At 72.9% G+C, this 20,908-nt stretch carries 16 protein-coding genes; 8 read left to right on the top strand and 8 right to left on the bottom strand.

Going from position 1 to position 20,908, the window contains the following annotated elements:
• Nucleotides 1-163: 163 nt before the first annotated feature.
• A complete protein-coding gene (locus ACF1A5_RS30235; protein ID WP_392196061.1) occupies nucleotides 164-943 on the top strand; it encodes an Rv3235 family protein in 780 nt (259 codons plus the stop codon).
• Nucleotides 944-1,040: 97 nt separating this feature from the next.
• Here the strand turns inward: ACF1A5_RS30235 and secA are convergent, their stop codons facing one another.
• On the bottom strand, nucleotides 1,041-3,854 hold the full coding sequence (gene secA, locus ACF1A5_RS30230) for a preprotein translocase subunit SecA (protein ID WP_392196060.1): 2,814 nt from the start codon (nucleotides 3,852-3,854) through the stop codon (nucleotides 1,041-1,043).
• A 270-nt stretch (nucleotides 3,855-4,124) separates the two neighbouring features.
• On the opposite strand from secA, the gene ACF1A5_RS30225 reads away from it, so the two are divergent.
• Complete coding sequence (locus ACF1A5_RS30225) at nucleotides 4,125-4,703, top strand: GNAT family N-acetyltransferase (protein WP_392196059.1); 579 nt, start codon at nucleotides 4,125-4,127, stop codon at nucleotides 4,701-4,703.
• A 56-nt stretch (nucleotides 4,704-4,759) separates the two neighbouring features.
• Nucleotides 4,760-5,935 (top strand): winged helix-turn-helix domain-containing protein, encoded by a 1,176-nt coding sequence (locus tag ACF1A5_RS30220; protein WP_392196058.1) that lies wholly within the window; start codon nucleotides 4,760-4,762, stop codon nucleotides 5,933-5,935.
• 81 nt (nucleotides 5,936-6,016) lie between these two features.
• Here the strand turns inward: ACF1A5_RS30220 and ACF1A5_RS30215 are convergent, their stop codons facing one another.
• The 7 genes from ACF1A5_RS30215 to mtnA form a co-directional block, all read right to left on the bottom strand.
• Complete coding sequence (locus tag ACF1A5_RS30215) at nucleotides 6,017-6,763, bottom strand: response regulator (RefSeq protein ID WP_392196057.1); 747 nt, start codon at nucleotides 6,761-6,763, stop codon at nucleotides 6,017-6,019.
• A gap of 204 nt (nucleotides 6,764-6,967) precedes the next feature.
• Nucleotides 6,968-7,663: a ribosome hibernation-promoting factor, HPF/YfiA family gene (gene hpf, locus ACF1A5_RS30210; RefSeq protein WP_392196056.1), complete on the bottom strand. Its 696-nt coding sequence runs from the start codon at nucleotides 7,661-7,663 to the stop codon at nucleotides 6,968-6,970.
• Between the two features lie 307 nt (nucleotides 7,664-7,970).
• A complete protein-coding gene (locus tag ACF1A5_RS30205) occupies nucleotides 7,971-8,840 on the bottom strand; it encodes a ComF family protein (RefSeq protein ID WP_392196055.1) in 870 nt (289 codons plus the stop codon).
• A gap of 122 nt (nucleotides 8,841-8,962) precedes the next feature.
• Entirely contained in the window at nucleotides 8,963-10,834 is a 1,872-nt protein-coding gene (locus tag ACF1A5_RS30200; RefSeq protein ID WP_392196054.1) for an LpqB family beta-propeller domain-containing protein, read from the bottom strand.
• On the bottom strand, nucleotides 10,824-12,905 hold the full coding sequence (gene mtrB / locus ACF1A5_RS30195) for an MtrAB system histidine kinase MtrB (protein WP_392196053.1): 2,082 nt from the start codon (nucleotides 12,903-12,905) through the stop codon (nucleotides 10,824-10,826). The genes ACF1A5_RS30200 and mtrB overlap by 11 nt, the downstream gene beginning before the upstream one ends.
• A gap of 1 nt (nucleotide 12,906) precedes the next feature.
• Complete coding sequence (gene mtrA, locus ACF1A5_RS30190) at nucleotides 12,907-13,596, bottom strand: two-component system response regulator MtrA (RefSeq protein WP_003975799.1); 690 nt, start codon at nucleotides 13,594-13,596, stop codon at nucleotides 12,907-12,909.
• A 188-nt stretch (nucleotides 13,597-13,784) separates the two neighbouring features.
• Entirely contained in the window at nucleotides 13,785-14,927 is a 1,143-nt protein-coding gene (gene mtnA, locus ACF1A5_RS30185; protein ID WP_392196052.1) for an S-methyl-5-thioribose-1-phosphate isomerase, read from the bottom strand.
• A 140-nt stretch (nucleotides 14,928-15,067) separates the two neighbouring features.
• Here mtnA and ACF1A5_RS30180 point away from each other — a divergent pair, with 140 nt between their 5' ends.
• The 5 genes from ACF1A5_RS30180 to ACF1A5_RS30160 are packed head-to-tail and all read left to right on the top strand — an operon-like array spanning nucleotide 15,068 to nucleotide 20,738.
• Entirely contained in the window at nucleotides 15,068-16,456 is a 1,389-nt protein-coding gene (locus tag ACF1A5_RS30180; protein WP_392196051.1) for a glycerophosphoryl diester phosphodiesterase membrane domain-containing protein, read from the top strand.
• Nucleotides 16,457-16,460: 4 nt separating this feature from the next.
• On the top strand, nucleotides 16,461-17,246 hold the full coding sequence (locus tag ACF1A5_RS30175) for a DUF4129 domain-containing protein (protein ID WP_392196050.1): 786 nt from the start codon (nucleotides 16,461-16,463) through the stop codon (nucleotides 17,244-17,246).
• Nucleotides 17,243-18,439, top strand: coding sequence for a DUF4350 domain-containing protein (locus ACF1A5_RS30170; RefSeq protein ID WP_392196049.1), 1,197 nt, complete (start codon nucleotides 17,243-17,245; stop codon nucleotides 18,437-18,439). Before ACF1A5_RS30175 ends, ACF1A5_RS30170 begins: the two co-directional genes overlap by 4 nt.
• Nucleotides 18,439-19,428, top strand: coding sequence for an AAA family ATPase (locus ACF1A5_RS30165; RefSeq protein ID WP_392196048.1), 990 nt, complete (start codon nucleotides 18,439-18,441; stop codon nucleotides 19,426-19,428). Before ACF1A5_RS30170 ends, ACF1A5_RS30165 begins: the two co-directional genes overlap by 1 nt.
• Complete coding sequence (locus tag ACF1A5_RS30160) at nucleotides 19,428-20,738, top strand: DUF58 domain-containing protein (protein WP_392196047.1); 1,311 nt, start codon at nucleotides 19,428-19,430, stop codon at nucleotides 20,736-20,738. The genes ACF1A5_RS30165 and ACF1A5_RS30160 overlap by 1 nt, the downstream gene beginning before the upstream one ends.
• The last annotated feature ends 170 nt before the right edge of the window (nucleotides 20,739-20,908 follow it).

Genomic DNA, 20,908 nt, shown 5'->3' with positions numbered 1-20,908 from the left:
CCCCTCGGGCTTTCGAGCCACCGCGACCACTCGGATAGGTGAATTCGTCCGCCGCCCGCTCCGGGCCACGGCGCGTTTGCCGTCGCCGGCCCCGGCCCCGTACAAGATCCCCACCAGCAAGTTACCGACCGGTACAACCCGGGTGACCTCGATCGGGGACTCCATGAACAAGGTCATGACCAGGAACCAGCGCCGCCACGGAACCCGCCCCGCGGGCCGTCACGACTCCCGCCGCCCCGGCGGCCCGCCCCGCACACCGGGCGGAACCCCCACGCGTACGACAGGAGGCAGCCGCCCTCCGGGCCCACCACGCGCCACACCCGCCACCCGCACCCGTCCCACCGACACCCGTCCGCCGACCTCCCCGGCAGGCCCGTCCCGCGTCCCGGCCACCCGCCCCTCGTCCGCCCCGGGCATCAGCGCCGCCGTCCCGGGCCCGAGCGCGGCTGCTCCAAGCCCGTGTGGGGACGTCCCGGGCCGCGGTGCGGCCGTCCCGGGCCCGAGCGCGACTGCCCCGAGCCCGAGTGCGGCCCTCCCCGGCCGGAGCAGCGCCGACGCCGGCCGAAGCGGCACCTCCCCCGTCCGGCCCGGCGCCTGCCCCCACCCGGTCACCGCCGAACTCTTCGCCGACCGACTGCTGGCCGTGCTCAGCGGGCAGCGGCCGGTGCACTGGATGCTCCGCCACACCGCGGGCCGCGCCTACGACGAACTGGCCTGGCTCGCGGCCCGCGGCCCTCTGCGCGCCCGCGGCACCCGGCCCGTCGTCCGCGACATCGGCTACTACGAGGCCCGGCCGGGCGCCCTGGAGGCCTTCGCCCGCATCGGGGCGGGCGACCAACTGCGCGCCATGGCCTTCCGCCTGGAGCAGGGCCGCGATCTGCGCTGGCGCTGCACGGCGGTGGAACTGGGCGGCCCCCGGATGCCCCGCCCGGACGACGACTGAGAACCACCGGCGGAGGTCGAGAACCGGAAAGCGAAGAGCCGGGCATCCCTGGGGGATGCCCGGCCCTCGACGGTCGCTGCTCCTGACGGAGCCGCCGTCACTTCCTGCGGCGACGACCCGCCTTGGCCTGCTTGCGGCGCTCCGCACGGGTGAGGCCGTCGGACTCGGAGCGGTACGGCTCGTCGTCGGTGGCGAACTCGCCCTCGACGATGCCGCCCTCACCGTCCACGGTCGGCGCGGAGAAGTGCAGGTCCCGCCGCTGCGGGGCGTCGAGGCCCTTCGCGCGGATCTCGGGGCGGGCACCCGCCTGCGCCGGAACCGCGTCCTGGACGCCCTCCGGCACCATCTGGGCTTCCTCGACCGGGACCTCCTCGACCTGCTGCTCGACCTGGACCTCCAGGTTGAACAGGTAGCCGACGGACTCCTCCTTGATGCCCTCCATCATCGCGGTGAACATGTCGAAGCCCTCGCGCTGGTACTCGACCAGCGGGTCCTTCTGCGCCATCGCGCGCAGGCCGATGCCCTCCTGGAGGTAGTCCATCTCGTAGAGGTGCTCGCGCCACTTGCGGTCGAGGACCGACAGCACGACCCGGCGCTCCAGCTCACGCATGATCTCCGAGCCGAGCTGCGCCTCACGGGCCTGGTACTGCTCGTAGATGTCGTCCTTGATGGACTCGGCGATGAACTCCGCGGTCAGGCCCGCCCGGTCGCCGGCCGCCTCCTCCAGCTCCTCGATGGTGACCTTGCACGGGTAGAGCTGCTTGAACGCGCCCCACAGCCGGTCGAGGTCCCAGTCCTCCGGGAAGCCCTCGGCGGTCTCGGCCTGGATGTAGGCGTCGATGGTGTCGTCCATGAAGTGCTGGACCTGCTCGTGCAGGTCCTCGCCCTCCAGGACGCGGCGCCGCTCGCCGTAGATGACCTCGCGCTGGCGGTTGAGGACCTCGTCGTACTTCAGGACGTTCTTACGGGTCTCGAAGTTCTGCGTCTCCACCTGCGACTGGGCGGAGGCGATCGCGCGGGTGACCATCTTGTTCTCGATCGGCACGTCGTCCGGCACGTTCGCCATCGACATGACGCGCTCGACCATCTGGGCCTTGAACAGGCGCATCAGGTCGTCGCCCAGCGAGAGGTAGAAGCGGGACTCGCCCGGGTCGCCCTGGCGGCCGGAACGACCACGCAGCTGGTTGTCGATCCGGCGCGACTCGTGGCGCTCGGTGCCGAGGACGTAGAGGCCGCCGAGGCGCTCGACCTCGTCCTTCTCGGCCTTGACCGCCTGCTCGGCGCGCTGGAGCGCCTCGGGCAGCGCCCCGGCCCACTCCTCGATGTGCTCCTCGGGGTCCAGGCCCCGCTGGCGCAGCTCCGCCTCGGCGAGGTCCTCGGGGTTGCCGCCGAGCTTGATGTCCGTACCGCGGCCCGCCATGTTCGTCGCCACCGTCACGGCGCCCTTGCGGCCGGCCTGCGCGACGATCTGGGCCTCGCGCTCGTGGTGCTTGGCGTTGAGCACCTCGTGCTGGATGCCGCGCTTGCTGAGCTGCTGCGAGAGGTACTCGGACTTCTCGACCGAGGTGGTGCCGACCAGGATCGGCTGGCCCTTCTCGTGCTTCTCGGCGATGTCGTCGACGACCGCCTCGAACTTGGCGACCTCGGTGCGGTAGATCAGGTCCGACTGGTCCTTGCGGACCATCGGCTTGTTGGTCGGGATGGGGACGACGCCGAGCTTGTAGATCTGGTGGAACTCGGCCGCCTCGGTCATCGCCGTACCGGTCATGCCGGAGAGCTTGTTGTAGAGACGGAAGAAGTTCTGCAGGGTGATCGTGGCGAGCGTCTGGTTCTCGTCCTTGATGTCCACCCCTTCCTTCGCCTCGATCGCCTGGTGCATGCCCTCGTTGTAGCGGCGGCCGGCGAGGATACGGCCGGTGTGCTCGTCGACGATCATGACCTCGCCGTCGATCACGACGTAGTCCTTGTCGCGCTTGAAGAGCTCCTTGGCCTTGATGGCGTTGTTCAGGTAGCCCACCAGCGGGGTGTTCACCGACTCGTAGAGGTTGTCGATGCCCAGCCAGTCCTCGACCTTGCTGACACCGGCCTCGTGGATGGCGACCGTGCGCTTCTTCTCGTCGACGTCGTAGTCGCCGGTCTCCTCGACGCCCTTGAGCGGGTTGCCGGCCTCGCCCTTCTTCAGACGGGTGACCAGCTTGGCGAAGTCGCCGTACCACTTGGTGGCCTGGTCGGCCGGGCCGGAGATGATCAGCGGCGTACGGGCCTCGTCGACCAGGATGGAGTCGACCTCGTCGACGACGGCGAAGTTGTGCCCGCGCTGGACGAGCTCGTCCTGCGACCAGGCCATGTTGTCGCGCAGGTAGTCGAAGCCGAACTCGTTGTTCGTGCCGTAGGTGATGTCGCACGCGTACTGCTCGCGGCGCTGGGCCGGCGTCATGTTGGCGAGGATGCAGCCGACGCTCAGGCCGAGGAACCGGTGGACGCGGCCCATCATCTCGGAGTCGCGCTCGGCCAGGTAGTCGTTGACCGTGACGATGTGGACGCCGTCGCCCGACAGGGCGTTCAGATAGGCGGGCAGGGTGCCGACCAGCGTCTTGCCCTCACCGGTCTTCATCTCGGCGACGTAGCCGAGGTGGAGCGCGGCGCCGCCCATCAGCTGGACGTCGTAGTGGCGCTGTCCGAGGACGCGCTTGGCCGCCTCGCGCACGGTGGCGAAGGCCTCGGGCAGCAGGTCGTCCAGACTCTCCCCGTCCGCGTACCGCTGGCGGTACTCGTCGGTGAGGGCCCGCAGCTCGGCGTCGGAGAGGCCGACGAAGTCCTCTTCGATGGAGTTGACCTGGCCCGCGATGCGGTGCAGCTTGCGCAGGATCTTGCCTTCGCCTGCACGCATGATCTTCGAGAGGACGGACACGGGGGTTGGTCTCCTTGCCGGTCGGGCCTGGGACGGTCGGTTTCCATTGGACGTACTGAGCAACGGCCATCGTATGCGAGGACCCCGCCAAGCCGGGAGGGCCTGCCGTGACGGCGGTTCTCGGCGGCTTCGCGGCGCCTTCACAGGGGACAACGGCCGGGGGTCGCGGATGGTGCCGCGTCGGGGCCGCGAATTGCGCGAATTGTGATCGCCCGCTCACCGGGTGCAAAAGGAATGGCGTTCGTCGGGCCCCCCGAGCAGAATCGGCCGATGGAACCCGTCACGCTCACCACCGACCGCCTCCTGCTGCGCGCCCCGGGCCCGCAGGACACCGACGCGGTGTACGCCGCCGCGCAGGACCCCGACATCCAGCGCTGGACCACGGTCCCCTCCCCGTACCTGCCGGAGCACGCGCGGGGCTTCACGGAGGAGATGGTCCCCGAGGGCTGGGCCGACGGGTCGATGTTCATCTTCGGGGTCTTCCTGCCCGGGGACGAACTGGCGGGGACGCTCGGCATCACCATGCGTTCCCTGGGCGAGGGCGAGATCGGTTTCTGGGCCACTAAGGAGCACCGCGGCCACGGCTACATCACCGAGGCCGTCCTCACCGCGGCCCGCTGGGCCTTCACGACGCTGTCGGTCGACCGTCTGGAGTGGCGCGCCGAGGTCGGCAACGCCGCCTCCCGCGCGGTGGCCGAGCGGGCGGGGTTCACGCTGGAGGGCACCCTGCGCTCGGCCCTCAACAGCAGGGGTGTGCGGCGGGACTGCTGGGTGGGCTCCCTGCTGCCGTCGGACCTGGAACTGGCGTCGGCGGCGCCGTACCTGCCCGCCCCCACCCGGCCGGTGTAGCCGGCGAAGGCGCAGCTCGGGCCGCGCTGTCAGTGCCACCCCCTAAGGTGCCGCCCATGACGACCGTCCCGCGTCCCACCACCGCCCTCTCCGCGGACGAGGCCCGCCGCATCGCCCTGCGCGCCCAGGGCCTCCTGGGCGCCCCCGACCGGAGGTCCGGCGTCCGCGGCGTGCTGCGCCATCTGGGCGCGGTCCAGCTCGACACCATCTCCGTCCTCGCGCGCTCCCACGAACTGGTCCCCTACGCCCGCCTCGGCGCGGCCGGCCGCAGGACGGTCGAGGACGCCTACTGGAAGGGGACGCACGCCTTCGAGTACTGGTCGCACGCCGCGTGCATCCTCCCCATCGAGGAGTGGCCGCACTTCGCCTTCCGCCGCCGCGCCTACCGCAACCGCCCGCACTGGAACCACGAACTGCCCGACGGCGCCTACGAGCAGGTCGTCAAGCAGCTCCGGGCCGAAGGCCCGCTGACGGCGACCGAGTTGGGCGGCGCGAAGCGGACCAGCGAGTGGTGGGACTGGTCCGGCACCAAGGTCGCCGTCGAACGCGCCCTGATGTACGGGGAGGTGGTCTGCGTCGAGCGCCGCGGCTGGAAGCGGGTGTACGACCTGGCCGAGCGCGCGGTGCCGCAGACGCTCCTGCACGACGAGCTGGACGACACCGAGTGCCTGCGCCGCCTGGTCGGACTCGCCGGCCGGTCACTGGGCGTCGGCACCCGCGCGGACATCGCCGACTACCACCGGCTCAAGGGCGAGCAGGTCGACGCGGTGATCGCGGACTCCGGTCTGGTCCCGGTCGCGGTCGAGGGCTGGTCCAAGTCGGCCTGGGCGGACCCGGCGGCGCTCGCCACGCCCCCGCGCGGCCGCCACCGCACCACGCTGCTGTCCCCCTTCGACTCCCTGATCTGGGAGCGGGCGCGCACGGAGCGGATCTTCGGCTTCACCCACCGTCTGGAGGCGTACGTCCCGAAGCAGAAGCGGGTGCACGGCTACTTCGCCATGCCGGTACTGGCCGGTGGCCGCCTCGTCGGCCGGGTGGACCCCGCGCGGGAGGGCCGCACGCTGGTGGCGAAGCAGGTCACCCTGGACGGCGTCCGGGCCGTGCCCGCCGTCGCGCAGGCGCTGGTCGAGGCGGCGAGCTGGGTGGACTGCACGGACGTACGGGTGGAGCGGGTGGACGCATCCGAACTCCGCGAACCTCTCGTCCGGGAACTCGCACGGGCCCTCGCCTGATCGCTGCCGGCGTCCGGTCCCGGTCCCGGGCGGCTCGGGGGCTCGGCGGCTCGGCGAGCGACGGCTGGCGGGCCGACGGCTCTACCGGATCTCGAGGATCTTCTCCCGCATCGCGTAGACCACGGCTTCCATCCGGGAGTGCAGTTGGAGCTTCTCCAGGATGTTGCGCACGTGGTTCTTCACGGTGTTCTCGGAGATGAACAACTCCTTGGCGATGTCCCGGTTGTTCATCCCGGTGGCCACGAGTTTCAGGACCTCCAGCTCACGGTCGGTGAGCCGGGGAGCGGGGACGAGACGCCGCTCGTCGGTCCGCTGGATCATCGACTTGAATTCGGTGAGCAGTTTCGACGCCATCGAGGGGCTGATCTGCGACTGGCCGTCGGCCACCGCGCGAATGGCCGTGGCCACCTCGTCGGTGGAGATCTCCTTGAGGAGGTAGCCGGTCGCGCCCGCCTTGATGGCGTCGTAGAGGTCGGCCTCCTCGTCGCTGATCGTCAGCATGATGATCTTGGCGCTGGGCGCGACCTCCTTGATGGAGGTGCACGCCTCGATCCCGCCCCGCTTCGGCATCCGTACGTCCATCAGCACGATGTCCGGCAGCAGGTCGGCGGCCTTGTCCACGGCCTCGGCGCCGTCGCCCGCCTCGCCGACGACCTGGATGTCCTCCTCGGCCGCCAGCACGATCTCCAGGCCGCGGCGGAAGAGGGCATGGTCGTCCACGACAAGGACTCTGATCGGCTCCTTGCGTGGAGTGCCCGCCTCCGGGCCCATGCCGACGACGCCGCCGCCGGCACCCTCGTCCCGCATCGGTCCGAAGCTGTCCGCCATCGTTCCTCCCCCTGAAGGCTTGGCCTGCTGTTCGACGCCATCGCCAACCCAAGGCAACGGCCCATCGGTTGAGCCGTTGCGGCCATGATTTCATGCTCGGACGGCGCCGCGGTGACAGAGCAGTGCGCGAAGGGGTCGCACACGGGTGCCCCTGGGGGCGCACGCGCGCTCCAGGGGCACCGTCTCAGCTGTCAGTCCGCCGGGTCAGCCGCCCAGCGTGCCGCCTGCCTCGGGAGGGGGCGCCTGCGTGACCATCGTGTCCGTCCTGAGGTGGATCACGCCGTAGTCGTAGGCGTGGCGCCGGTAGACGACGCTCGGTTCCTTCGACTCGGAGTCGACGAACAGATAGAAGTCGTGCCCGACCAGTTCCATCTCGTAGAGAGCCTGGTCGAGGGTCATCGGGGAGGCGACGTGGTTCTTCTCGCGGACGACGATCGGCCCGTCCCCCTGCACTTCCAGGGAGCCGATCCTCTTGGTGGGCACCTGGCCCTCTTCCTCTTCCTCCCGGACCGGGACGCCGTTCCCGTTCAGCGTCGCCGCGTCCGGCACGTGGTCGGGGACCTCGGCGGCCGAGATCCGGCGCGCGCCGCGACGCGAGAACCGCTTGTCGTGCTGCTTGCGCAGCCGGGCGTCCAGCTTCTCCGCGGCGAGGTCGAGTGCCGCGTACGGATCGCTGGCCGCTGCCTCCGCCCGGATCACCGGACCGCGGGAGCGGAGCGTGATCTCCACTCGGTCGCACCGGTCGGCCTGTCGGGGGTTGGGCTCCTTGGACACCTCGACGTCGAGGCTGATCACCTTGCCATCGAGCTTCTGGATCTTCTCCAGCTTCAGCTTCTCGGCCACGTGCTTGCGGAACCGCTCGGGCACCTCGGTCTTGCGGCCCTTGACGACGATGTCCACGCAGAACTCCGTTCCCGGATCACTCCGCTCCACTGGCGGAGCATCTCCCTTTTGCACCCGGTTCCGGTCAGGCCCGGAACCTCGGACTCGGTGACGTCCACCTCCTCCTCCCCCGTGGGCGAGATCTCCACCCCGTCGGCGCGAGTGATTGCGAAAACCCGCGGCGCGGCAATCGGATATGACGGGGATGGCCTGCGCCTTTCCCTACCAACCGAACATATCTCGCCCGGACGGATGACGTCACCCTCTACTGCGACGTACCTCCGATCAAGTGAATTGGCCCCTCATTGCCTGCAACGACGCAACTTCACTGCCAGTTCCGGTTTATTGCGAAAGAATCCGGCGGGGCCGCGACGACGGCCGCGCAGATCACCTCACGGGCGTGGCGCACACTCGCCACTTCCGGTGCGCGATACACCGAGTTCGCCCCCTTCCACCCCGTTCCGATCTTCCGTTCCCCCATCTCTTCCCGGGTCTCCGCGCCGTACACGGCCGCGTTCAGGGCACGCGCCGCCTCCCTCAACGAGGCCCCCGTCGTCATCAGGTCGTCGACGAGCACGACCGGACCGCCGAGCAGCAGCCGGGCACTCCCGGCGGCCACCTCCAGCGCACCCGCGAGATTGTTCATTCGCTGCCGGGAGTTCAGCCCCGACTGGTCGGCCACGGCGCGGCGCTGCCGCAGCACCGCGAGGACCCGGGCCGGCGTCCCGGACCGCCTGAGCTCCCCCGCCGCGGCGAGCGCGATCCGCCGCGCCGGATCGTGCCCCCGGGCCCGCACCGCACTCCGCGCGGACGGCACGGGCACGAGCAGCACCGGCGCGCCCGCCCCGCGATCCGCCCGTGTCCCGGGCCCCACCCGCACCCCGCAGTCCGCCGTCAGCCCGGCCCGGAGCCCCGCCCGCACCGCACCGGCCAGGGCGGCTCCCAGCGGGCCGGACAGGGCCAGCACGCCGCGCTCCTTGTGGGCCAGGAGCGTGGCTCGCACCTCGTCCGTGTACGGAGCCGCCGCGTGCACGGCGGGCAGGCCGGGCGGCTCCGGCAGCGGCCGCACCCGGCACGGCGCCGTCCCGCTCAGCGCGGCCCGGCACTCCCGGCAGAGCACCGTGCGCGGCCTGCCGCAGCCTCCGCACTCGGTCGGCAGTACCAGGTCGGTGAGGTCCCGCCACCACCCGCGCATGTCCTCCACTGTGCCAAGGCCACCCCCTCGCGGCCACCCCTGTGGAAAACCCCTGTGGACAACCGCCACCGCGCCGACCGGGATTCACCCGCACGAGCGGGCCCGGGTGAGCGCCGCTCCGGTCACCCCGGATAGACCGGCGCCGACCCGTTCTTGACCACCTGCTGCCACTGCGCACCGGACGGGAGCCGCACGATGCCGTCCTCCGAGTACGCCACCAGCGGCAGCCGGTCGTCCTCGGAGGCGGCGACCGACTTCACCCCGGTCAGCGCGGCGGGCGTGGGCCCCTCGGGAGCGGAGCCGTCGACCTGGACGTACCGGATCGTCTGGACGCTCCCCTGCTCGCGCCCGGCCACCACGAGCCGGCTGTCGCCGGCCCAGGACACGGCGGTCACGTCCTCCAGCTCCGGTGCGGCGGGACGCAGCCCCAGGACCGCCACCGCGGGCCGCTCCCCGCTCCTCAGGTGCCGCTCGATGCGCCCGACCAGCAGGGACCGCTTGTCGCCCTTGTCCACGACCAGCGCGATCCGCACGCCGTCGGCGGCCACCCGCACCGCGTTGACCCGCCCCCTCAGCCCGGGGACCCGCACCTCCAGCGGCTGTCCCGCGCCCTGCTCCAGCACGAGCAGCCGCGGCCGGGCCGGATCGCGGTCGGCCACCCACAGGTCACCGCGCGCGTCCCAGCTGGGCGTCGTCAGCCGGTCGTCCTCGGTCCTGCCACCGCTCTGCAGCACGGGCTCTCCGAGCGAACCGCCGGACACCAGCGAGCCGACGTACAGCGACCTGCCGTCGAGGCCGACCCCGGCCGCGCTCTGCTCGTCCCACGACACGGCCGCCGACCGCAGCTTCCGCGTGCCCTCGCCGAGCGCGCCCGGCACCGGATCGGCGGCCGTGCCGGCGCTGCCGCCGGCGATCCGGACTAGCCGGTCCTTGTCGTCGACGAAGTACAGGAAGTCGGGCCGCTTCACCGACCCGCGGGTGGCGACGGTCTCGGCACGGCCCTCGCCGATCGTGCACAGCGACGTCCCGTCGGCGCGCTGCAGCGCCACCGTGTCCACGGTCGGGGTGACGTTCTGCAGCGTGAACAGCAACTGCGTCGCCATCTCCACGCACTTCTCGTGCCCGACCCGGGAGGCCTCCTCGTTCAGCGGCACGGTCAGCTTGTTCTGGTCGTCGGGGGTCAGCGAGGTCACGCCCTTGCGCAACGCCGTACCGGTGGGGAAGCTCGACCTGACCGCGGGGCCCAGCCAGCGTGTCGGCCCGCTGAGGAGGGAGCGCACCATCTGCGTCATCGCGTCCACCCGCCGGCGCACGTACACCGGGTCGGCGACCGCCGTCGCGTGCTCCCCGGACGCGGCCGGGGCGTCCGCCGCACCCGAAGCGCCGGCGGCACTCGAGGTGTTCGAGGCGAAGTAGTACTTGTTGACGGACATGTAGTTGCGCTGGAAGTCCGACTGCCCCATGACGACGCCCTGGGGCAGCCCGTCGATGCGCCACTGCCTGGTCTTGCGGTCCCGCCTGAGGTGCACGGGCTCGCCGTAGTCGCCGCCGAGCGGGGTGTACGCCTGCTGCGCGTCGACCCGCGCGACCTTGCTGCCGGTCAGCGTGAACGCGTAGTCGTCCGTGTCGTCCCGCCCGATGCTGTGGTCGACCTGGATGTCCGGCCCACCCGCCAGCACGGTCGTGGCCCGCTCCGGCCTCCACTGCTGCGCGGCCGTCGGCGTCAGATACTGCCGGGCCGTCGCGTACTGCGGATCGTCGCTGGTCAGTGCCTCAAGGAAGCCCTGGACGATCTCCACGGGCGGGGCGTCCTCCCGGGGCGGCATGGCGAACACCCGCACCTGGGCGTCCTGGCGCGGGGTGGACTCGACGTCCCGCAGATCACCGTTGTCGGGCATCGAGGCGCATCCCGCCAGCAGTACGACTCCGCAAACGGCGTACGCCACCGCGCGTATCGGCCGCCGCCGCGCGCCCCCCTCGCGGTCAGCGCCCACGAAATGCCTCCCCTTGCTTCTGTGCGCCCCGCGGCCCGGCTCCCTCCGGTTCCGTGGGGCTCGTGCTGTCGTTGGCCGCCCTGTCCGCGGCGGGCAGGGCCTCCGGTCGTCGTACGCCCGAAGCGGGACGGGGCACCACGCGCGCGCCGTTGCCGGGCAGCGCCGTCGGGTCGGCCGTGGGGGCCACCGCGGCCGACCGGGACGCGAGCGGGTCCCGTGCCGGCAGCGCCCTCTGCTCGCCCGACGCCTGCGCCGGCACCGTGGCGCGCTTGTCGCCGCCGCGCGGCAGACCGGCGTCGTCGAGGCCGCGGTTGCGCCGCGAGTCCTTGGGTTCCAGCGGGATCGGCGAGCCCCGCAGCGGCTCGTCCGCGGTCCGCGGCAGCGTCAGCCGGAACTGCGAGCCGCCGCCCGGCTCGCCCCAGGCCTGCAGCCAGCCGCCGTGCAGCCGGGCGTCCTCCAGGGCGATCGACAGCCCGAGGCCGGTGCCACCGGTGGTCCGCGCGCGTGCCGGGTCGGCCCGCCAGAAACGGCTGAAGACGCGGGTCGCCTCGCCCGGCTTGAGCCCGACGCCGTAGTCGCGCACCGCGACCGCGACCGCGCCGCCGGCCGCAGCGAGCTTCACGACGACGTCCCGGCCCTCGCCGTGCTCCACGGCGTTGACGACGAGGTTGCGCAGGACGCGCTCCACGCGCCGCGCGTCGGCCTCGGCGACCACGGGCTGCTGGTCGCCGGCCACGCGTATCCGCGTGCCCTTGCGCTCGGCGAGCGGCTCGGCCCCGCTGACGACGCGGCGCACGACCTCCCTCAGGTCGATCGGCTCGGCCTCCAGCGCCGCCGCGCCCGCGTCGAAGCGGCTGATCTCCAGCAGGTCCGCGAGCAGCGACTCGAACCGGTCGAGCTGGTCGGCGAGCAGTTCCGCCGACCTCGCGGTCACGGGATCGAAGTCCACGCGTGCCTCATGGATGACGTCGGCCGCCATCCGCACGGTCGTCAGGGGCGTGCGCAGTTCGTGGGAGACGTCGGAGACGAACCGGCGCTGCATCCGCGACAGATCCTCCAGCTGCTGGATCTTCAGCTGCAGATTCTGCGCCATCTTGTTGAAGGCCTCGCCGAGCCGCGCGATGTCGTCCTCGCCGGTGACCTTCATCCGTTCCTGCAGCCGCCCCGCGGACAGCCGCTCCGCGATCCCGGCGGCCATCCGCACCGGTGTGACGACCTGCCGCACCACCAGCCACGCGATGGCCCCGAGGAGGACGACGACGAAGAGGCCGGCCGTCGCGAGGGTTCCCTTGACCAGGCTCAGCGACTTCTCCTCCTGCGTGAGCGGGAAGAGGTAGTAGAGCTGGTACGGGTCGCCGTTGGGGTCGTTGACCTGCTTGCCGATGACGAGCGCGGGCTGGGAGTCCTTGTCGCCGTCCTTGTAGAGGATCCGGGTGTAGCTCTGGGCGGCCACCGTGCTGCTGTTGATCCGCGCGCGCAGGTCCTCGGGCACGCTCGCGGTGGGGTCCACGTCGCCGGAGGAGCGCGGGCCGCGCCCGCCGCCGCTGTCGTCGCCCGCGGGGAGCGTGACCACGTCGAACGCGCCCTGGCCGCCGCTGGAGAGGGACGACACCAGGTCGCTCATCCACTGGATGACGTTCTGCGAGGCGTGGCCGTCGGCGGCCGAGCCGCTGTCGCCGGTGCCGCTCGCCGCCTCGTCGGCCCTCTGCTTGGCCACCGCGAATCCGCCGGTGGCCTGGCTCTGCGACGCCTTCACCTTGGCGTCCAGCAGGCCGTTGCGCACCTGGCCGATGACGACGAAGCCCAGCAGCAGCACGACGCCCAGCGACATCAGCAGCGTGGTGGCGACGACCTTGAGCTGGATGTTGCGCCGCCACAGCCGCATCACCGGCAGCAGCGGACGGCGCACCCAGCGCATGAACAGCCGCAGGACCGGACTGCCCTGTACGCCGCCGTTCAGCAGTCCGCCCTCCAGCAGGCGCGCCCAGCGGGAGCCGCCGGTCCGGCCGACAGGCCGCCGCGCGCCGGCCCCGGTCCGCCCGGGCGGCGAAGCGGCACTGTCCCCGGACACGTCAGCTCGGCCCGGCCTTGTAACCGACACCGCGGACGGTCACCACGATCTCCGGCTTCTCCGGGTCCTTCTCGACCTTGGAACGCAGCCGCTGGACATGCACGTTGACCAGACGGGTGTCGGCCGCGTGGCGGTAGCCCCAGACCTGCTCGAGGAGCACCTCACGGGTGAACACCTGCCACGGCTTGCGGGCCAGGGCGACCAGCAGGTCGAACTCCAGAGGCGTCAGCGCGATCGACTGCCCGTCCCGCTTCACCGAGTGCCCGGCCACGTCGATGACGAGGTCACCGATGGCGAGCTGCTCGGGGGCGGGCTCCTCCGACCGGCGCAGCCGCGCCCGGATGCGGGCGACCAGCTCCTTGGGCTTGAACGGCTTCACGATGTAGTCGTCGGCGCCGGACTCCAGGCCGACGACCACGTCGACCGTGTCGCTCTTGGCCGTCAGCATCACGATCGGCACTCCGGACTCCGCCCTGATCAGGCGGCACACCTCGATGCCGTCCCGGCCGGGCAGCATCAGGTCCAGCAGCACCAGATCGGGCTTGGTCTCCCGGAAAGCGGCCAGCGCCTTGTCGCCGTCGGCTACGAAAGACGGCTCGAAACCTTCACCACGCAGCACAATGCCGAGCATCTCGGCCAGTGCGGTGTCGTCGTCGACGACAAGGACTCGTCCCTTCATAAACGACATCATCCCATTCTCGTAACAGTGGCGAAGCTACTGGTGAGGCACGTCACTGGCCCGTGACGATAGTCGTATGGAGCCGCTACTGTCTGCCCTCGGTCCGGGGCCGGGGATGCCGGCGGGGCGCGGGAGGCGCCCACCGGGGGTGGGACGCCCCCGGTGGCAGGGCCGTGCGCGCGATCCGTACGACGTCCGTGCTAGCCGGCCGTCGCGTGCCGCGAGCGGTCACAGAGCTCGGCGAGAGCCTTGGCGGTCACCGGCGACACGGCGCCCTCCTCCGTGACGATCGCGGTCACCAGCTCCGGCGGGGTCACGTCGAACGCCGGGTTGTACGCCTGCGTGCCGAGCGGCGCGACCGGGATGCCGCCGCCGGTGCCCATCACCGGGACCTGGGGCGCGATGATCTCCGTGACCTCGTACCCGGGGCGCTGCTCGACCTCGATGGACGCCCCGTCCGGCGTTTCCAGGTCGACCGTCGTCACCGGCGCGACCACGATGAACGGCACGTGGTGATAGCGCGCCAGCACCGCGAGCGGGTAGCTGCCGACCTTGTTGGCCACCGAGCCGTCGGCCGCGATGCGGTCCGCGCCGACCAGCACGGCGTCCACCTCGCCGGCCGCGAACAGCGAACCCGCCGCGCTGTCGGTGAGCAGCGTGTACGCCATGTCGTTGCGCGCCGCCTCGTACGCCGTGAGCCGGGCGCCCTGCAGCAGCGGCCGGGTCTCGTCCACCCACAGCCGCCGCAGCCGGCCCGCGCGGTGCGCGGCGAGCGCCACCGCGAACGCCGTGCCCTCCCCGCCCGACACCAGCGCCCCGGAGTTGCAGTGGGTGAGCAGGCGGTGCCCGCCGCCGGGCACCAGCTCGTCCAGCAGCGTCAGCCCGTGCTCGGCCATCCGCGCACTGGCCCGCGCGTCCTCCTGGTGCAGCTGGCGCGCCGCGGCCAGCGCCGCCGCGGCGGCCGGCCGCGGATCACCCGTCCTGGCGAGCGCGGCCCGGTGCGCGGACTGCGCCCGGCGCACGCCGACGGACAGGTTCACCGCCGTGGGCCGGGCGGCCGCCAGCGCGGCCGAGGCATCGTCCACGTCGAAGCCGCGCGCGGCGGCGAGCGCGACGCCGTACGCCCCCGCGACGCCGAGCAGCGGCGCCCCCCGCACGGTGAGCGACCGGATCGCCTCCACCAGCGCGGGCGCGTCCGTGCACACCAGCTCGACCTCCTCGGTCGGCAGCCTCGTCTGATCGAGGAGGACCACGACCGGGCCCTCGGGCGGCTCCTCCCAGCGGATCGCCGGTGTCCCGGCCGGCCGGTTGTCCTCGCGGGTCTGCGCGTACTGATCAGCCATGCCGTCAGTCTGCCCCGTACCGGGCGGACAATTGAAGGTGTGCGGCCCCCACCGCGGCCGATCCGCCGAAGACCACCCCATGGCACGATGGCTGCCAACCTGCCGCCGCGACCGCGGACGGGCACCGTGAAGGAGCGACGATGAACGACACTCCGGGCTGGGCCTCGCCCGGATCCGCCCCGTCCGACGGGCAGGAACCCGGTGCGTCCGGTCCTGCCGACGCCGCCGGCCGTCCCGGCCCCGCACAGCCCGCGGACCAGCAGGGCACGCAGCCGGGCGCGCAGCCGCAGGGCCCCGGCACGAAGTGGTCGAAGGAGCAGCCGCCCCCCGGCCAGTGGTCCGCCCCCACCGGAGCCCCGGCCCCCGGCGCGGCCCCACCGCCCCCGCCCCCCGGCCCCGGCTGGGGCGGCACGCCCCCGGCGGGCGGCGGCCAGGGCGGCCACGGCGGCCCGGGCGGGTACGGCCACGGCGGCCCGGCACCGGGCGGCTACGGCGGTCCCGGCGGATACGCCGCCTGGGGAGGCGGCTGGGGCGGTCCGCCGCCCGCGGCCAAGCCCGGCGTGATCCCGCTGCGCCCGCTCGGCGTCGGCGAGATCCTCGACGGCGCGGTGTCCACCATGCGCACCTACTGGCGCACGGTCCTGGGCATCTCCCTGGTCGTCGCGGTCGTCACCGAGATCCTCGTCATCCTGCTGCAGCGCTTCGCCCTCGACCAGAGCGCCGGCACCCAGGTCCTCAACGACCCGAACGCCACCCCCCACGAACTGCTCGGCGCCATGCGCGACACCATGCTCGGCTCCGGCCTGCTCTTCGTCGTCTCCATGATCGGCACCGTCCTCGCCACCGCGCTGCTCACGACCGTCACCAGCCGCGCGGTGCTCGGCAAGCCGGTCACCGCGGGCGAGGCCTGGCGGGACGCCCGGCCGCAGGTGCCCCGGCTGTTCGGCCTGATCCTCCTGCTGCTGCTCATCGGCGCCACCGTGATCGGTGTCGGCGCGCTGCCCGGCATCCTGGTGGCCGTCGCGGGCTCGCCCGCCGGCGGTTTGGCGCTCGCCGTCCTGGGCACACTCGGCGCCGCGGTCGTCGCGCTGTGGCTGGCCGTCCGCTTCGCCCTCGCCTCCCCGGCGCTCATGCTGGAGAAGCAGGGCATCGTGAAGGCCATGAGCCGCTCCGCCAAGCTGGTCCGCGGCTCCTGGTGGCGGGTCTGCGGCATCCAGTCGCTGGCCGTGCTCATCGCGAGCATCATCTCGGCGATCGTCGTCATCCCCTTCACCCTCATCGCCTCCGCGTTCGGCGGCGACGGCGTCGGCGGCCTCCTCAACGGCACCGTCGAGTTCGGCTGGACGTACCTCCTGATCAGCGGGGTCGGAGCAGTGATCGGATCGACGATCACGCTTCCCATCTCGGCCGGCGTCACCGTGCTCCTCTACATCGACCAGCGCATCCGCCGTGAGGCCCTCGACCTCGAACTGGCCCGCGCCGCCGGTGTCCAGGGCTACGGCGGCGACAGCACCGCCTCGGGGAGCTGATGGCGTGAGCCTGACGGGGGGAGTGCTCACGGCGCTGCCGACGCAGACCGGGGCGGCCGACACGGCCGTACGAGCGCTGGAGCGCGCTCGCGGCACAGCCGTCCTGGCACTGGCGCGCGTCGGCGGCGACGAGCCGCCGGTGACCCTCCCGCGTGATCCCGCGCGGGAGGCGGCCCGGCGCGAGCTGTCCAAGCGCATGTACCACGAGAACGACCCCGGCCTGCTGCAACGGGCCCTCAACGCCTTCTGGGACTGGGTCGCCAAGCTCTTCGACACCGCCTCGGCCGCGGCACCCGGGGGCACCCTCGGCCTCGTCGTCCTCCTCGTGGCCGTACTGCTGGTGGTGGCCGCCCTGTGGTGGCGGCTCGGCACACCGCGCCGCGAGGCCGCCTCCGCCGCCGCACTGTTCGGCGACCGGCCCCGCAGCGCCGCCGAGCACCGCGCGGCCGCCGAGGCGCACGCCGCCCAGGGCCACTGGAGCCAGGCCGTCCAGGAACGGATGCGCGCCATCGTCCGCTCCCTGGAGGAACGCGCCCTCCTCGACGTCCGCCCCGGCCGCACCGCCGACGAGGCGGCCGCCGAGGCCGGCCGCTCCCTGCCCGCCCACACGGACCGACTGCGCGCGGCCGCCCGGCACTTCGACGACGTCACATACGGCGGGCGCAGGGCGAGCGAGCAGTCGTACCACCGCGTCGCCGAACTCGACCGCGACCTGGAGCGCACCAGGCCGCAGGCCGCGAGCAGCGACCCGAGCACCGCCCACAACGCCCGCCAGGGAGCCGCCGGATGACCACCGAGGCCACGCTCCCGTCCACCTCGGCCTCGCCCACCACCCGCCAGATGTGGACCCGCACGCGGGGCATCCTGCTCGCGCTCGTGCTCCTGCTGGCGGGCGCCGTCGCCCTCGCCCTGCTCCACTCGGGCACCGAGCACGGCCGTCTCGACCCGCGCTCCGCCGACCCCTACGGCAGTCACGCCGTCACCGCGCTGCTCGCCGACCACGGCGTGTCCACGCGCACGGTCACCACCCTCGGCCAGGCGCGCGCCGCGGCCGGCCCCGACACCACTCTTCTGGTCGCCGTCCCCGACCTGCTGACCAAGAATCAGCAGACCCGGCTCCACACCGCCACCGCCGCCTCCGGCGGACGCACCGTCCTGGTCGCCCCCGACACCCCGTCCGTCGGCAGACTGGCCCCCGGTGTCGTCGCCGACGGTGCCCCCAGCTTCGACACCACCCTCTCCCCCGGCTGCTCGCTGCCCGCCGCCCGGCGCGCGGGCAGCGCCGATACCGGCGGCGGCCTTCGCTACTCGACCACCGTCCCCGGCGCCGGTTCCTGCTACCCGAGCGACCGCCTGCCCACCCTGCTGCTCCTGCCGCGGTCCGCCAAGGGCGGCGACACCGTCGTCCTCGGCGCGCCCGACATCCTCTACAACACCCGCCTCGACAAGCAGGGCAACGCCTCGCTCGCCCTCCAACTCCTCGGCTCCCGCCCCCATCTGGTCTGGTACCTCCCCTCGCTCGCCGACGAACCGGCCCCCGACACGGGCGCCCGCAGCTTCTTCGACCTGCTCCCCTCCGGCTGGCTGTGGGGCACACTCCAGCTCTTCGTCGCCGCTGCCCTGGCCGCCCTGTGGCGGGCACGCCGGCTCGGCCCCCTCGTGCCCGAAAGACTCCCCGTGGCGATCCGGGCCTCCGAAGCCGTCGAAGGCCGCGCCCGCCTCTACCGCAAGGCGAACGCCCGCGACCGCGCGGCCGACGCTCTGCGCTCCACCACCCGCACCCGCCTGGCCCCCCTCGTCGGCGTGCCCGTGGCCCAGGCGCACGCGTCCGAGGCCCTGCTCCCCGCGCTGTCCGCCCAACTCCACGGCGACGGACAGTCCCTGCACTCCCTCCTCTTCGGCCCGCCGCCCGGCGACGACGCGGCCCTCGTCTCCCTCGCCGACCAACTCGACGCCCTCGAAAGAGAGGTACGCCGTCCATGATGGACCCGACCACTGACAACGCCGGGCACCCCGGGGACGCCGGCCCCGCGCGGTCCTCCCTGGAGGCCCTGCGCGCCGAGATCGCCAAGGCCGTGGTCGGCCAGGATCCCGCCGTGACCGGCCTCGTCGTCGCCCTGCTCTGCCGCGGACACGTCCTCCTCGAAGGCGTCCCCGGAGTCGCCAAGACTCTGCTCGTCCGCACCCTCGCCGCCGCGCTCGAACTCGACACCAAGCGCGTCCAGTTCACCCCCGACCTCATGCCGAGCGACGTGACCGGCTCGCTCGTCTACGACGCGCGCACCGCCGAGTTCTCCTTCCAGCCCGGCCCGGTCTTCACCAACCTCCTCCTCGCGGACGAGATCAACCGCACCCCGCCGAAGACCCAGTCGTCGCTGCTGGAGGCCATGGAGGAGCGCCAGGTCACCGTCGACGGAACCCCGCGCCCGCTCCCCGAGCCGTTCCTGGTCATCGCCACCCAGAACCCGGTCGAGTACGAGGGCACCTACCCGCTGCCCGAGGCCCAACTGGACCGCTTCCTCGTCAAACTGACGATCCCTCTGCCGTCCCGCCAGGACGAGATCGACGTCGTCGCCCGGCATGCCGGAGGCTTCAACCCGCGCGACCTGCGCGCCGCCGGCGTACGCCCCGTCGCCGGGCCCGCCGACCTCGACGCCGCCCGCGCCGCGATCGCCAAGACCACCGTCTCCCCCGAGCTCACCGCCTACGTGGTCGACATCTGCCGGGCCACCCGCGAATCGCCGTCCCTCACCCTCGGCGTCTCCCCGCGCGGGGCCACGGCCCTGCTGTCGACGTCCCGCGCGTGGGCCTGGCTCACCGGCCGCGACTACGTCACCCCCGACGACGTGAAGGCCCTCGCCCTGCCCACCCTCCGCCACCGGGTGCAGCTGCGCCCGGAGGCGGAGATGGAGGGCGTGACCGCCGACTCCGTCATCAACGCGATCCTCGCCCACGTGCCGGTTCCGCGCTGATGGCCCTCACCGGACGCGCCGCACTCCTCGCGGCCCTCGGCTCGCTCCCGGTCGGCGTCTGGGGTCCCGGCTGGGCGGGCATCCTCGCCGTCAACATGCCGCTGGCCGTCGCCTGCGCCTGCGACTACGCCCTCGCCGCGCCGGTACGCCGCCTCGGCCTGACCCGCTCCGGCGACACCTTTGTGCGCCTGGGCGAGTCAGCCGACGTCACGCTCACCGTGGACAACCCGTCCCGGCGACCTCTTCGAGCCGAGCTGCGCGACGCCTGGCCGCCCAGCAGCTGGCCGCCCGGCACGGATACCGAGGCGTCCCGGCACCGCCTCACGGTGCCGCCCGGCGAACGCCGCCGCGTCACCACCCACCTGCGCCCCACCCGGCGCGGCGACCGCCAGGCCGACCGCGTCACCATCCGCTCCTACGGTCCTCTCCGCCTGTTCTCCCGCCAGGGCACCCACAAGGTCCCCTGGACCGTCCGCGTGCTGCCCCCGTTCACCAGCAGAAAGCACCTGCCGGCCAAGCTCGCCCGACTCCGGGAGCTCGACGGCCGCACCAGCCTGCTCACCCGCGGCGAGGGCACGGAGTTCGACAGCCTGCGCGAGTACGTCCCCGGCGACGACACCCGGTCGATCGACTGGCGCGCCACGGCCCGCCAGTCCTCGGTGGCCGTCCGCACCTGGCGTCCGGAACGCGACCGCCACATCCTCCTCGTCCTCGACACCGGCCGCACCTCCGCGGGCCGGGTGGGCGACGCCCCACGGCTGGACGCCTCGCTGGACGCCGCTCTGCTGCTCGCGGCGCTGGCCTCCCGCGCCGGTGACCGGGTCGACCTGCTCGCCTATGACCGCCGGGTGCGCGCCCTCGTCCAGGGCCGTGCGGCGGGCGACCTCCTGCCGTCCCTGGTGAACGTCATGGCCACACTGGAGCCGGCGCTCGTCGAGACGGACGCCCGGGGGCTCACGGCCACAACACTGCGCACGGCTCCGCGCCGCTCGCTGATCGTGCTGCTGACCAGCCTGGACGCCGCCCCGGTCGAGGAGGGCCTGCTGCCGGTCCTCCCGCAGCTCACCCAGCGCCATACGGTGCTGGTGGCTTCGGTGGCGGATCCCCATGTGGGCCGGATGGCCACGGGCCGGGGCAAGGCCGAGGCCGTGTACGAAGCCGCCGCGGCGGCCCAGGCCCAGACCGAGCGCCATCGCACCGCCGAGCAGCTCCGCCGCCACGGCGTCACGGTCGTCGACGCGACACCGGACGACCTGGCGCCGGCTCTCGCGGACGCCTACCTCGCGCTGAAAGCGGCGGGCCGGCTGTGAGATCCCCGTTGGTCGGCCGACGACCGGGCAATTCCGGCCGTCGGCCCGGTTCCCGTTTCCCGTTATCTGGGCCGAAACGCAGAAAACCCCGCACCGTGAGGTGCGGGGTTTTCTTCAAAATTTGTTCGGCGGTGTCCTACTCTCCCACAGGGTCCCCCCTGCAGTACCAT

The sequence above is a fragment of the Streptomyces sp. NPDC014864 genome, assembly GCF_043081525.1.
In the GTDB taxonomy this organism is placed as follows: Bacteria; Actinomycetota; Actinomycetes; order Streptomycetales; family Streptomycetaceae; genus Streptomyces.
The sequence above is the reverse complement of the archived record's forward strand: the minus strand, read 5'-3'. Positions and strand labels throughout refer to the sequence as shown.

Coding starts and splice junctions, on each gene's coding strand:
- ACF1A5_RS30235 (WP_392196061.1), top strand. CDS start 164: ATGAACAAGGTCATGACCAGGAACCAGCGCCGCCACGGAACCCGCCCC.
- ACF1A5_RS30225 (WP_392196059.1), top strand. CDS start 4,125: ATGGAACCCGTCACGCTCACCACCGACCGCCTCCTGCTGCGCGCCCCG.
- ACF1A5_RS30220 (WP_392196058.1), top strand. CDS start 4,760: ATGACGACCGTCCCGCGTCCCACCACCGCCCTCTCCGCGGACGAGGCC.
- ACF1A5_RS30215 (WP_392196057.1), bottom strand. CDS start 6,763: ATGGCGGACAGCTTCGGACCGATGCGGGACGAGGGTGCCGGCGGCGGC.
- ACF1A5_RS30205 (WP_392196055.1), bottom strand. CDS start 8,840: ATGCGCGGGTGGTGGCGGGACCTCACCGACCTGGTACTGCCGACCGAG.
- mtrA (WP_003975799.1), bottom strand. CDS start 13,596: ATGATGTCGTTTATGAAGGGACGAGTCCTTGTCGTCGACGACGACACC.
- mtnA (WP_392196052.1), bottom strand. CDS start 14,927: ATGGCTGATCAGTACGCGCAGACCCGCGAGGACAACCGGCCGGCCGGG.
- ACF1A5_RS30180 (WP_392196051.1), top strand. CDS start 15,068: ATGAACGACACTCCGGGCTGGGCCTCGCCCGGATCCGCCCCGTCCGAC.
- ACF1A5_RS30170 (WP_392196049.1), top strand. CDS start 17,243: ATGACCACCGAGGCCACGCTCCCGTCCACCTCGGCCTCGCCCACCACC.
- ACF1A5_RS30165 (WP_392196048.1), top strand. CDS start 18,439: ATGGACCCGACCACTGACAACGCCGGGCACCCCGGGGACGCCGGCCCC.
- ACF1A5_RS30160 (WP_392196047.1), top strand. CDS start 19,428: ATGGCCCTCACCGGACGCGCCGCACTCCTCGCGGCCCTCGGCTCGCTC.